The following is a 12,429-nucleotide window of genomic DNA, read 5'->3' as shown; positions in this document are numbered from 1 at the left end:
GTGGAGCCACCTAAGGGAATCGAACCCTTGACCTATTCATTACGAGTGAATCGCTCTGCCGTCTGAGCTAAGGTGGCGCGCGCCGCTTGCGCGATGCACAAGCAACGATCTTACAGGCTGCCGAGCCGCGCCGTGAACTCGCGCGCGACCGCACCTCGACCTGCCACGCCGAGTGCGCCGGTTAGTACCGAATGCACCCCTGACGCCCGGCGAACAGGTGGCGCACTCGGCAACACTTGGCGCACTCGGCACCCCGCGGGCTGCGCGGCGCGGGTGCTACTCGCAGAGCCCGTCCGGTGGCACGGTGCCGTCGATCAGGTACGCCTCGACCGCGTCGTCAACGCACACGTTGCCCTTGTTGTAGCCCGTGTGCCCCTCGCCCACGTTCGTGATCAAGGTGCCGGACTCGAGCTGTTCGGCCAGGGCCACCGACCAGGCGTACGGGGTCGCGGGGTCACCCGTGGTCCCCACGACCAGGATCGGCGCGGCACCGGCCGCAGCGATCGGTCCCCGCGTTCCGGTCGGTTCGTGCGGCCACACGTCACACGGGTCGGGGCCTTCCCAGTACGGCGCGATCGTCGGGGCCTCAGCGTCGATGCGGGCATTGGATGCATCCTGATCCGCCTGCGAGCCGTCCACCGGGTAGTCCATGCAGTTGTAGGCGCGGAAGGCCTCGGCAGAGTTATCGGTGTACACACCGCCCTCCCGACCGTTGTAGAAGTCAGCCAGCAGGAAGGCCGTCTCGGGGTCACCCTGGAGCGCTTCGTCGAGCGCCTGCGTCAGGAAGCCCCAGCTCTCCTGCGAGTACAGGGCGGCGACGATGGCCGTCACCAGGCTGTCCGCGCCGAGCTCCCGCCCATCGCTGGCGGGAAGCGGCGTGCGGTCGACACTCGCCAGAAGCGCACCGAGGTCTGCCATCGCCTGATCCACCGACCCGCGGAACGGGCATTCCTGCGTCGTCAGGCAGTCCGCCATGTACGCCCGCAGCGCGTTCTCGAACCCGATCGCCTGCTCGGTGCCGACCTCGAGACCCGAGATGGACGGATCGATCGCCCCATCCAGCACCATGCGCCCCACGTTCTCGGGGTACAGGTCGGCATACGTCGCGCCGAGGAAGGTACCGTACGAATACCCGAGGTAGTACAGCTCGTCGTCGCCGAGCACGGCGCGCAGCAGATCCATGTCGCGCGCAGCGCTGACCGTGTTGATGAACGGCAGGATGCCCTGACTGTTGTCCTCACAGGCATCGGCGAACGCGGTGTTCCGGTCGGTCAGCTCCGCCTCCCACTCGGCCGAACCTCGCGGGTTTGCCGGCAGGTCGTAGAGGTAGGCGTCCATGTCGGCGGCGTCGAAGCAGCGCACGGCCGTCGACTCCCCCACCCCGCGCGGGTCGAAACCGATGATGTCGTAGGACTCCTGCAGCGCGGACCCGACCGCGAAGTCGAGCGAGTCGCGGATGAGCGAGACACCGCTCGCACCGGGGCCGCCGGGGTTCGTCAGGAGGGATCCGATCCGGTCGGACCCGGTCGCGGCCGAGCGGATGACCGAGAGCCCGATGGTTCCGGCCGAAGGGTCTTCCCAGTCCAGCGGGGCCGCGACCATCGCGCACTCGAAGCCGCCGCAGTCGCTCCACGAGACCTCCTGCTCGTAGAAACCGTCGAGCGTCGTCGGGTCTTCTATCGCGGGCGCGGACGAGGTCGCGTCCTCGGGAATGGCCGCATAGAGGCATCCGCTCAACATCACGGAGGCCGCCACCAGGGCGATCGAGGCACGCAGGATGCGGCCCGCAAGACGTGCGGGGCCGCGGCGTTCGGTACGGGTCACGAGATCCTTCCGGTCGCCGCGGTCACGAGCATGCTCTCGAGGGCGAGAGCCGGCGCGGCATTCTGTTCAAGGTTACGACGGGTCACCTGCAGCTGATCCAGCACCGCAAGCGTTCGTTGGGGCGTCCACGCGGATGCGGCGGCACGCAGTTCCGGCTCGAGTTCGACGTTCACGAGGTCGGTGTCGCGGCCGAACTGCAGCATGACGATGTCGCGGAACATCGACTGCAGGTCGGTGAGGACGCGGTCGATGCCATCTCGGAGGCTCCGCGTGGCGCGACGCTTCTGGTCTTCGTCGAGGGCACTCAACTGCGAGCGGACCGCGGGCGGCACCGCCTGGCCCTCCGTGACGCCGATCGTGCGGAGGAATTCGGCACGCTCGGTCGCGTCGCGCTCTGCCGTGAGCGCCTTGGCATCGTCGGTCGCGACCTCGACGATACGAGCGGCGACCGTCACGACGTCCCCGACGTTGCGGACCGCGAGCACGGCACGCAGCGTCTCTTCGCGCCTCGCGCGGGCGGATTCGTCCGTGGCGAGGCGCTGGGCCATACCGATGTGCCGCTGCGCGTGCCGTGCGGCCTGCTCGGCGATCTCGGGCGATGCACCGGTGCGCTCGGCGACGAGGCGCGCCACGTCCGCAACCTCGGGCTCGCGCAGCCGCACCGACCGGACGCGGGAGCGGATGGTTGGCAGCAGGTCGGCCTCGCTGGGCGCGCACAGAATCCACACCGTGCGCTCGGGCGGCTCTTCGAGCGACTTGAGCAGGACGTTGGAGGTGCGCTCGGTCATCCGGTCCGCGTCCTCGACGACGATCACGCGGTGACGCCCGAGCGAGGGTGAATATGCAGCGCGCTCGACGAGCTTGCGGGCCTCGTCGATCGTGATGATGACACGCTCGGTGCGGAGCGCGGTGAGGTCTGGATGTGTGCCCGCGAGCACCTGGCGCATCGCACCCTGATCGTGCTCGTCGTTCGCGATGAGCGCCGCGGCGAACGCGTAGGCGAGGGTGGAGCGCCCCGAACCCGGGGGGCCAGTGAGCAGCCAGGCGTGCGTCATCCCCTCGGCATCACCGCTCGCCGCGGCGGACAGCGATGCGACGGCGGCGTCCTGACCCCAGACGGCGCCCCAGGGAAGGGCTGCGGGGACGGGGCTGGGCACTCCCCCAGACTAGCCGCGGCGTCCGACGCATCCCATCGGCGCACAACACTCCGGATGACTTGTCTATTCGGCTCCGCGGAGGTCCGTTCGGCCCCGCCGAGGCCGAATGTTCCGGAATGTTGTCCGCGCCGGGGCCGCACACCGGCGCGACGCCCTGCCGACCGTGGATTACAGCAGGGGTTCGATACGGGCTCGCACGCGCGCGGCGAGCTCGTCGGCGGTAAGGGTCGCGTCGAGCACGAGGAACCTCCCCGGCTCGGCCGAGGCCAGATCGAGGAAGGCGGTGCGTACGCGGGTGTGAAAGTCTTCGCGCTCGGCCTCGAGCCGATCGAACGGCTTGTCATCGGCGTCGAGTCGGGCTCGCGCGGCAGCCGGATCGAGGTCGAGCAGAATCGTCACGTCGGGCAGTTGCCCGCCCGTCGCCCACAGCGAGAGGTCCCGCACCTCGGTGGCGTCGAGCACTCGTCCGGCGCCCTGATACGCGACGGATGAATCGAGGTAGCGATCCTGCACGACCACGTCGCCGCGCTCGAGCGCCGGAAGCACCAGCGTCTGGACGTGCTGAGCACGGTCGGCCGCGTAGAGCAGCGCCTCGGCGCGCGGCGCCACCTCGCCCCGGTGGTGCAGCACGATGTCGCGGATCAGCACACCGACCTCGGTGCCGCCGGGCTCGCGCGTGCGGACGACGTTGCGACCGGATGCCTCGAGCCACTCCTGCAGCAGGGCGGCCTGCGTCGTCTTTCCGGCGCCGTCGCCGCCCTCGAGCGTGACCCACAGGCCCGGGCGCCGGGTTACCGCAGCGCCCCCGGCATCCGTCATCACTTCTTCTTGGCCGGCGCCTTGCGGGCGGCGGGCTTGCGAGCGGTGCGCTTGGGCGCGGGACCCTTCGCCCGCTTGTCGGCGAGGATCTGCACGGCACGTTCGAAGTCGATGTCTTCGACGCTCTCACCGCGCGGGATGGTCGCGTTCGTCTCGCCGTCGGTCACATAGGCGCCGAAGCGGCCGTCGCGGATGCGGATCGGCTTGCCGCTGACCGGGTCCGCCTCGAATTCCTTGAGCGCACTCGACGGGCGGCGGGCGCCGTACTTCGGCAGGGCGTACACGGCGAGCGCGCCGGGCAGGTCGATGTCGAAGATCTGCTGCTCGTTCTCGAGCGAACGCGAGTCCGTGCCCTTCTTCAGGTACGGTCCGTACCGGCCGTTCTGCGCCGTGATGACCTCGCCCGATTCGGGGTCGGTGCCGACCGTGCGGGGCAGTTCGAGCAGGCGCAGGGCCGTCTCGAGGTCGATCGTGTCGACCGACATGCTCTTGAACAGCGAGGCGGTGCGGGGCTTGGGCGCGACCTCTTTCTTCGCGCCGCGCTTCTTCGGTGCGGGGGCGTCGACGATCTCGCCGGTCGCCTCGTCCACGCCGGCGGGTTCTTCGGGCTCGAGCTCCTGCACGTAGGGGCCGTAGCGGCCGTCCTTGACGACGATGAGCTTGTGCGTCTCGGGGTGCTCGCCGAGCACACGATCCCCGGCGACGGGTGCCTCGATGAGCTCCTGCGCCTTGGCGGGGGTGAGTTCGTCGGGCGCGAGATCCTCCGGCACATTCACGCGGCGCGGGTCCGCCTCCGGGTTGGCGGGGTCGACGACCTCGAGGTAGGGGCCGTACTTGCCGATGCGGAGCGTCACGCCCTCCGATACCGGGCGCGAGTTGAGTTCGCGGGCATCGATCTCGCCGAGGTTGTCGACGATGTTGCGCAGCCCCGCGTGATCCTCGGATCCGAAGTAGAACTCGCGCAGCCACGACACCCGGCCCTGCTCGCCGCGGGCGATCGCGTCGAGGTCGTCCTCGAGTGCGGCCGTGAAGTCGTAGTCGATCAGGTCGGGGAAGTTCTCCTCCAGCAGCCGCACGACGCTGAAGGCGATCCAGCTCGGCACGAGGGCCTGGCCGCGCTTGGTGACGTACCCGCGGTCGAGGATCGTGTCGATGATGCTCGCGAAGGTCGACGGGCGCCCGATCCCCTTCTCCTCCAGCGCCTTGACGAGGGATGCCTCGGTGTAGCGCGGCTTCGGGGTGGTCTGGTGGCCCTTGGGCTCGACCTCGGTGACCTGCAGCGCGTCGCCGACGGCGACCTGCGGCAGCGACTGGTCGTCGGCCTTGTCGGCGTCGCCGCGCTTCTCGTCCCGGCCTTCTTCGTATGCCTCGAGGAATCCCTTGAAGGTGTAAACGGTGCCGGATGCGGTGAACTCGACGCGGCGCTCACCCGCTGCGACCTCGAGGGTCACGGTGGTGGTCTCGTACTTGGCGTCGGCCATCTGGCTCGCGACGGTGCGCTTCCAGATCAGGTCGTACAGGCGCTGTTCGTCGCGATCGAGCGATCCACTCAGCGACGCAGGGGTGCGGAAGTGCTCGCCCGAAGGACGGATCGCCTCGTGCGCCTCTTGGGCGTTCTTGCTCTTGCTCTTGTAGACGCGGGGGTTGAGGGGCACGGCCGCCGAGCCGTACAGCTGCACGGCCTGCTCGCGCGCGGCCTGGATCGCCTGCGTACCCAGCGACACCGAGTCGGTTCGCATGTAGGTGATGTAACCCTTTTCGTACAGCCGCTGAGCGACGCTCATGGCGTGCTTCGCGCTCATCGAGAGCTTGCGGCCGGCCTCTTGCTGCATCGTCGAGGTCGTGAAAGGGGCGTACGGGCTGCGCGTACCGGGCTTGGCCTCGACGCGGGTGACGGATGCCTCCCCCGCCGTCTGCACGTCGGTTGCGAGTTGGCGGGCCGCGGCCTCGTCGAGCACGACCACGGCCTTCTTCAGCTGACCCTTGTCATCGAAGTCGGTTCCGCGCGCGATGGCCGCGCCGTCGATGCGGACGAGTTTGACGCCGAAGGCGGAGGCATCCTTCTCTACCTGAGCCTCGATGTCCCAGTAGTTGGCGCCGACGAAGGCGATGCGCTCGCGCTCGCGGTCGACGACGAGGCGCGTGGCGGCGGACTGGACGCGGCCGGCCGAGAGGGCGGCGCCGTTGCTGCCGGAGCCGATCTTGCGCCAGAGCACGGGCGAGACGTCCCAGCCGTACAGACGGTCGAGGATGCGGCGGGTCTCTTGCGCGTCGACGAGGTCGTGGTCGAGCTCGCGCGTCTTCTCGACGGCGGCCTGGATCGCGTCTTTGGTGATCTCGTGGAACACCATGCGCTTGACCGGGACCTTCGGCTTGAGCGTTTCGAGCAGGTGCCACGCGATGGCTTCGCCCTCGCGGTCCTCATCAGTGGCCAACAGGAGTTCGTCGGCACCCTTGAGCGCTCGCTTGAGTTCGGCGACGGTCTTCTTGCCGCGGTCGCTCTCGACGTAAAAGGGGGCGAAGTCGTTCTCGATGTCGATCGAGTACTTACCGACCGAGGTCTTCTTCAGGTCGGCGGGGATGTCCTTCTTGTCGGCGAGATCACGGATGTGTCCGACAGACGACAACACTTCGTAGTCGTCACCGAGGTACGACTGGATCGACTTCATCTTCGTCGGAGACTCGACGATGACGAGCTTCTTGCTGGTGGCCACGGGGGTCCTTTCTCCGATGCACACCATACACACCGCACACTGTGAGCCGGGTCGGGGCGGCGCGCCGCCTACTCGGGAACGCCCGAGTCCCGGGGCGGTCCAGCCCGGGCACGTGCCACCGCGGCCATGCCCGCGAACGACACCCTGACGCTCACGATCGCGTCGAGGTCCTCGGTGTCGCACGAGACCAAGCGCGCACCGGATGCCTCGGCCACCTCCGCCGCGCGTGCGCACGGCTCACCCGGCAGCGCGCCCGACACCGTGTCGGCCGCGGCGATCGCGGCGTTGTCGGCAGCCCCAGCCGCGCGGCGAGCGGCCACGGCCGCGCCGCCCGTCGCCGCGAGGCCGACCGTGAGGGTCGCGCTGACGAGCATGGACCCGACGACGAGCATCGCGCCCGCCATCAGCAGCACTCCAGCGCAGCGCGGGGCATCAGCGGCGGGCCGCCGCGGTGCCGAGCATCATCGTCCGCCCGCCGCGGCGCAGGCTCGGGCTGAGACATCCAGTCCCGTCGCGGCGAGGCCGGGCACCGCGACCGGGGACGTGAGTGTCACACAGACGAGCCGATCACCCTCATCGATCTGCAGGTCGGCGCCCCCGGCCAGGCGGCCGACCAGGGCGTCAGCGGGCTCTGGCTCTCCGCGCGCGATCAGGCGAGCAGCATCCGCCGCTGCTCCCTGCAAACGCACCGTCTGCGACCCCGCCGCCAGCGCGGCGACGCCCACGACGATCACGAGCAGAGCGGCGGGAAGGGTCACCGCGAACTCGGCCGCGACCGAGCCCCGGTCATCGAGCGGAGCCCGGCTGCATCGGTCGCAGCGATGACCGTGGGACCCGCCGTCCTGGCCACAGCGCACGCTCACGCCACCGTCAGAGCACGCCGGACGAGATCGGTCAGGATGCCGCGCACCTCGTCGCTGCGCATGATCACGACGAGCAACCCCGCAAATGCGACCGCAGCCATCGTGGCAATCGCGTATTCGGCTGTAGCCGCTCCGGTTTCGTCGTCGAGCAGGCGGCGGCGCGCGGCGCGAACGGCGCGGGGGCTGAAGGGATCTTTCATGATGTACCTCTCTATAAGTGGTGGGTTCGAACAATGGCCCCGTCATCCGGGACACACGGTGGGTTCGCCTGGCACTTGTTGCCGTCATCCGCAGCCGCAACGGACAACAACTGCCGGTGGTGCGGTGGGGCGGGCGGGCGGGCGGGTGCGTGCGGTGGGCGGGCGGCGCGGTGGGGCGGCTGGGTCCTTTCTCTAGAGCGCGGGCAGGTCGGTCGTGTCGAGAATCGACAGCACGAGCGGGGCGACAGCGAGGAGGAGGAAGGACGGGAGCGTGCAGATCCCGAGGGGCAACAGCAATCGGGTCCCGAGTTTCGAGGCACGAAGTCGGCCGTCCACGCGGGCGCGATGACGCGCGCTCGCCGACTCGGCGCGGAGCAGCTCGACGGCGGGGACGCCCGCCGCGCGCGATAGGTCAAGCACGTCTTGCACGGCCGGAGGGATGTCCGCCTGCACGTCGTCACCGCCCGGGTTCACGGCCGCGCGCGCTCGGCCGATGTGCACCGCAGCAGCGTCGATCGATGCCCCCCCGCTCAGAGCGATCGCGAACAGCTCGGCGTCGAGACCCGGAAGACCCGGCTCAGGTCGCGCGCGCCCGATGAGGCGGACCGTCCACACTCGCGCACCGACGACGAGCGCCAGTCCGGCCACGAGGCACGCGATCCCCCGAGGATCGGTGAACAGGATGCCGAGGGTGTCGAACCCGAGAGCGACGCCCATCAGCAACCCGACCGCCGGTAACCACAGCATCAGTCGCGCCGTCGCAGCGGGCTCAGCGAGGGCGACGGTCACGTCGTCTCGCGCTTCGGCAGCGTCCCGCAAGCCGAGTGCGAACGAACGCAACGCCTCGGCGAGCGCCGCACCAACCGCGGATGCCACAGCCCACGCGACCGCCAGCTCGCGCCACGACTGCCCCCGAGCTGCGATTGCGGCCGCGACGGGCACTCCCCGGTCGAGATCGGCGAGCACGGCCGCTGCCGGGGCATCCCGCTCGGCCAGGTACTGCCAGACGGCGAGCGGCGCGACGCCCGCCTGCAGCAGGACCGCCGCACGACGCGCGACCTCGGCGACCTCGGCGGGACCCGTGTCCCGCTCGGCCGCGGCGCGACGCCTCACGAGCGCCACGGCGCCTGCTCCACGATCGCGAGCCGCCCGTTCTCGAGACTGAGGTGCCCCGCGCCCACCAGGGTGCGGGTGCCGTCTTCTGCGCGACCGACGTGCACAACGGCCCCGATCGCGCTGACGGCCTGCCGGGCCAGGGCGGCATCATCGAGGCCCGCGAGCGCCCCGAGCGCCTCGAGCCGGGCCGGCACTTCGCGCAATCCGCTGGCATGGACGGTACCCGCACCCCCGTCGTGACCCGTGTTGAGCGCGGCGAGCAACTCGCGCACCTCATCACCCCGACACTCCCCCAGCACGAGCCGATCGGGACGCATCCGCAGTGCTTCGCGGACGAGGCGGGCGAGCCCGATGCCGCCCGCACCCTCGAGATTCGGTTGTCGAGCCTCCAACGCGATGTGGTGCGGGTGAGCGATCGTCAGTTCGGCGACGTCCTCGATCGTCACGATGCGTTCGGATGCCGGAGCCGCGGAAAGCAGCGCTGCGAGCAGCGTCGTCTTGCCGCTGCCCGCGGCACCGGTGACGAGCACATTGACACGGTCGGCGACGAGCGAACGGAGCCACGCGGCAGAACCAGGCCGAGTGCGGAACATCCCCCGCTCGTCGAGATCGTCGAGCGTCGGCCGCACGACCCGCGGGATGCGGATCGAAAGCGTCGTCCCGGCCGTCGAGATGGGCGGCAGAACGGCGTGAATGCGCATCCCGGACGCCAACCGCACGTCCACGCACGGGCTGGCCTCATCGACGTGTCGCCCGCCGAGCCCGATCAACGCAAGCGCGAGTTCGCGCACGGCATCCTCGTCGGCACGCCACAGCGGGTCGCGGATCGCCCCCGCACCCCGATCGGTCCAGAGTCCGCGAGAGCCGTTGACGAAGACATCCGTCACATGAGGATCGTCGAGGTACGCCACCAGCGGAGCGAGTTGCGGCGGATGCTCGGATGGCCGGGATTCCTCGGCAGCGCTGAATCCGGCAGCGCTGAATCCGGCAGCGCTGGGTCCGGCACCCACTCCGGACGCCCCAGCGCCGTATCTCCCGACCGCCCGACTTCGCAACCCCGGGGTCAGGTCCTGTGGAACACCATCCCTGAGAACCGGCACAAAGCCATCCGCTCCTCTGCGAGGCGTCGCCGTCGGAGCCGATCCCGGAACCGGCTGGCGAGCGGCGGTGCTCGGCGGCGCGGGCACGAACGGAGGAGGGGGCATGCAGCGAGGCTAGGAAACCAGGACCGCCCCCACCCCAGAGAGACGCCGTTCCGGGGGACCAGCCGCATGCCCACCGCCTGGGGAGGACCGGCACCAGGCGCGTGGCCCGTGCCATCCGCACGATCAAAATTCGACACATCGGCGTACGGGGCCGATCCGCCGCGTGTCTGCACCGCGGTCGTGCGGATGGCAGGTCCGCGGAAGAGGAAAAAGAAGAAGGCGGCATCCCGTGGGGGGAACGGGATGCCGCCGTGCGACGTCCGCACAAGGGGACGCCGCGATGCCAGAATCGAATGTTCGGCCGCGAAAAGCATACGCATGTAATTCGACCCGACCGACCCGATTCGGGCAGATCAGGCGGTATATCAGTCGGAATTCTCAGGAACGCCGCAATCTGCGTGCACGTGCCGCGCCGCCCCGCACGCGAGACACCGACTTTCGGCGGTAGTCTCGCCGCGGACGTCGCCGGTAAATTCGCACACACGATCCCCGGCGTCCCCGAGCGCCGCAGGTGACACGCACAAAGGAGCGCGCATCCATGTCCAGCCAGATCGACCACCTCTACAATGAGACGCGACACTTCGCCCCGCCGGAGGGCTTCGCCGATGCAGGCCCCGCCCAGGCCCTCTACGAGAGTGCCGCCGACGATCGTGAGGGTTTCTGGGCTGATCAGGCCCACGATCTGCTGCACTGGTCGAAGCCGTTCACACGCACGCTGGACTGGTCGAACCCGCCCTTCGCGAAGTGGTTCGATGACGGCGAACTGAACGTCGCGTACAACTGCCTCGACCGCCACGTCGAGGCCGGCAACGGCGAGCGCATCGCCCTGTACTGGGAGGGCGAACTCGGCGACGAGCGCCGCATCACATACGCCGAGCTGACGGACGAGGTCAAGCGCGCCGCCAACGTCCTGCAAGAACTCGGTGTCGAGGCCGGAGACCGGGTCGCGATCTACCTGCCGATGATCCCCGAGGCCGTCGCGTCGATGCTCGCCGTCGCGCGCCTGGGCGCCATCCACTCGGTCATCTTCGGTGGATTCTCGGCCGACAGCCTGCGCTCGCGCATCGACGACGCGGGCGCGAAGGTCGTCATCACCGCGGATGGCGGCTACCGCAAGGGCAAGGTCTCTCCCCTCAAGCCCGCCGTCGACATGGCACTCGCCGACCGCAACGGCTCAGGCGTGCAGGCGAGCGTCGAGCACGTGCTCGTGGTGCGTCGCGGCGAGAACGACGTCGAGTGGACCGAGGGACGCGACGTGTGGTGGCACGAGGCGGTGCCCGCAGCATCCGCTGATCACGAGGCGCAGCCCTTCCCCGCCGAGAACCCCCTCTTCATCCTCTATACGTCGGGGACGACGGGTAAGCCGAAGGGCATCCTGCACACGTCGGGCGGATACCTCACCCAGGCCGCCTTCACGCACCGGAACGTCTTCGACCTGCGCCCAGAGACCGACGTCTACTGGTGCACCGCGGACGTCGGATGGATCACCGGACACTCGTACGTCGCGTACGGGCCCCTCGCCAACGGCGCCACGCAGGTGATCTACGAGGGCACGCCCGACACCCCGCACCCGGGCCGCTGGTGGGAGATCATCGAAAAGTACGGCGTGACCATCTTCTACACCGCGCCCACCGCCATCCGCTCGTTCATGAAGCTCGGGCGCGCGATTCCGCAGAAGTTCGACCTGTCGAGCCTGCGCGTGCTCGGTTCGGTGGGCGAACCCATCAACCCCGAGGCGTGGATGTGGTACCGCGAGGTGATCGGCGCGAACAAGACACCGATCGTCGACACGTGGTGGCAGACCGAGACGGGCGCGATCATGATCTCGGCGCTGCCCGCCGTGACGACGACGAAGCCGGGCAGCGCGCAGGTGCCGATCCCGGGCATCACGATCGATGTGGTCGACGACGCGGGCGAGCACGTCGGCACCGGGAATGGCGGGCTGCTCGTCGCGACCGAGCCGTGGCCGAGCATGCTGCGCGGCATCTGGGGCGACCCTGATCGCTACGTCGAGACCTATTGGGAAAAGTTTGCCGACCAGGGCTTCTACTTCGCGGGAGACGGCGCGCGACTCGACGATGACGGCGACATCTGGCTGCTCGGCCGGGTCGACGACGTGATGAACGTCTCGGGCCACCGCCTGTCGACCGCCGAGATCGAGTCGGCGCTCGTCGCGCACGAGGCAACGGCCGAGGCCGCGGTGGTCGGGGCATCCGATGAGACCACCGGCCAGGCGGTCGTGGCGTTCGTGATCATCAAGCAGAGCTACCTCGACAAGCACTCGCCCGACGGCCTCGCGCAGGGACTGAGGGCCTGGGTCGGCGAGCAGATCGGGCCGATCGCGCGCCCGCGCGACGTCTACATCGTCGCCGAGCTGCCGAAGACGCGCTCCGGCAAGATCATGCGGCGCCTGCTGCGCGACGTCGCCGAGGGACGGGATGTCGGGGACACCACGACACTCGCCGACACGATGGTGATGAGCGTGATCAGCGCGCAGGTGCGCTGATCCGCGGGTCGCGTCGGGTCAGCCC

Annotated in this window: 10 protein-coding genes and 1 tRNA gene; 1 reads left to right on the top strand and 10 read right to left on the bottom strand. The window is 69.5% G+C overall.

Annotated elements, in window-relative coordinates:
- Position 1 precedes the first annotated feature (1 nt).
- The 10 genes from CGU35_RS02645 to CGU35_RS02600 form a co-directional block, all read right to left on the bottom strand.
- A tRNA-Thr gene (locus CGU35_RS02645) sits at positions 2-77 on the bottom strand.
- 199 nt (positions 78-276) lie between these two features.
- The gene (locus tag CGU35_RS02640) at positions 277-1,824 is read right to left on the bottom strand and encodes an alpha/beta hydrolase (protein WP_036301772.1); all 1,548 of its coding nucleotides are present in this window, start codon (positions 1,822-1,824) and stop codon (positions 277-279) included.
- Positions 1,821-2,981 carry a DNA polymerase III subunit delta' gene (locus tag CGU35_RS02635; protein WP_036301770.1) on the bottom strand — a complete coding sequence of 387 codons (1,161 nt, stop codon included), beginning with the start codon at positions 2,979-2,981 and terminating at the stop codon, positions 1,821-1,823. The genes CGU35_RS02640 and CGU35_RS02635 overlap by 4 nt, the downstream gene beginning before the upstream one ends.
- A 168-nt stretch (positions 2,982-3,149) precedes the next feature.
- Positions 3,150-3,800 (bottom strand): dTMP kinase, encoded by a 651-nt coding sequence (tmk, locus tag CGU35_RS02630; protein WP_051514201.1) that lies wholly within the window; start codon positions 3,798-3,800, stop codon positions 3,150-3,152.
- Positions 3,800-6,514 (bottom strand): type I DNA topoisomerase, encoded by a 2,715-nt coding sequence (gene topA / locus CGU35_RS02625; protein WP_036301768.1) that lies wholly within the window; start codon positions 6,512-6,514, stop codon positions 3,800-3,802. The genes tmk and topA overlap by 1 nt, the downstream gene beginning before the upstream one ends.
- Before the next feature lie 68 nt (positions 6,515-6,582).
- Positions 6,583-6,918, bottom strand: coding sequence for an Rv3654c family TadE-like protein (locus tag CGU35_RS02620; protein WP_036301788.1), 336 nt, complete (start codon positions 6,916-6,918; stop codon positions 6,583-6,585).
- Between the two features lie 57 nt (positions 6,919-6,975).
- Positions 6,976-7,272 carry a TadE family type IV pilus minor pilin gene (locus tag CGU35_RS02615; protein WP_081766476.1) on the bottom strand — a complete coding sequence of 99 codons (297 nt, stop codon included), beginning with the start codon at positions 7,270-7,272 and terminating at the stop codon, positions 6,976-6,978.
- Positions 7,273-7,373: 101 nt separating this feature from the next.
- On the bottom strand, positions 7,374-7,577 hold the full coding sequence (locus tag CGU35_RS02610; protein ID WP_036301762.1) for a DUF4244 domain-containing protein: 204 nt from the start codon (positions 7,575-7,577) through the stop codon (positions 7,374-7,376).
- Positions 7,578-7,769: 192 nt separating this feature from the next.
- Positions 7,770-8,699, bottom strand: a complete 930-nt coding sequence (locus CGU35_RS02605) for a type II secretion system F family protein (protein WP_232711113.1) — start codon at positions 8,697-8,699, stop codon at positions 7,770-7,772.
- Positions 8,687-9,607, bottom strand: coding sequence for a TadA family conjugal transfer-associated ATPase (locus CGU35_RS02600; protein WP_232711121.1), 921 nt, complete (start codon positions 9,605-9,607; stop codon positions 8,687-8,689). Before CGU35_RS02600 ends, CGU35_RS02605 begins: the two co-directional genes overlap by 13 nt.
- 829 nt (positions 9,608-10,436) lie before the next feature.
- Here CGU35_RS02600 and acs point away from each other — a divergent pair.
- Positions 10,437-12,404 carry an acetate--CoA ligase gene (gene acs / locus CGU35_RS02595; protein WP_100810044.1) on the top strand — a complete coding sequence of 656 codons (1,968 nt, stop codon included), beginning with the start codon at positions 10,437-10,439 and terminating at the stop codon, positions 12,402-12,404.
- Positions 12,405-12,429 lie beyond the last annotated feature (25 nt).

This window comes from Microbacterium sp. BR1 (assembly GCF_002812725.1).
Lineage (GTDB): Bacteria > Actinomycetota > Actinomycetes > Actinomycetales > Microbacteriaceae > Microbacterium.
The sequence above is the reverse complement of the archived record's forward strand: the minus strand, read 5'-3'. Positions and strand labels throughout refer to the sequence as shown.

Coding starts and splice junctions, on each gene's coding strand:
- tmk (WP_051514201.1), bottom strand. CDS start 3,800: ATGACGGATGCCGGGGGCGCTGCGGTAACCCGGCGCCCGGGCCTGTGG.
- CGU35_RS02620 (WP_036301788.1), bottom strand. CDS start 6,918: ATGGCGGGCGCGATGCTCGTCGTCGGGTCCATGCTCGTCAGCGCGACC.
- CGU35_RS02610 (WP_036301762.1), bottom strand. CDS start 7,577: ATGAAAGATCCCTTCAGCCCCCGCGCCGTTCGCGCCGCGCGCCGCCGC.
- acs (WP_100810044.1), top strand. CDS start 10,437: ATGTCCAGCCAGATCGACCACCTCTACAATGAGACGCGACACTTCGCC.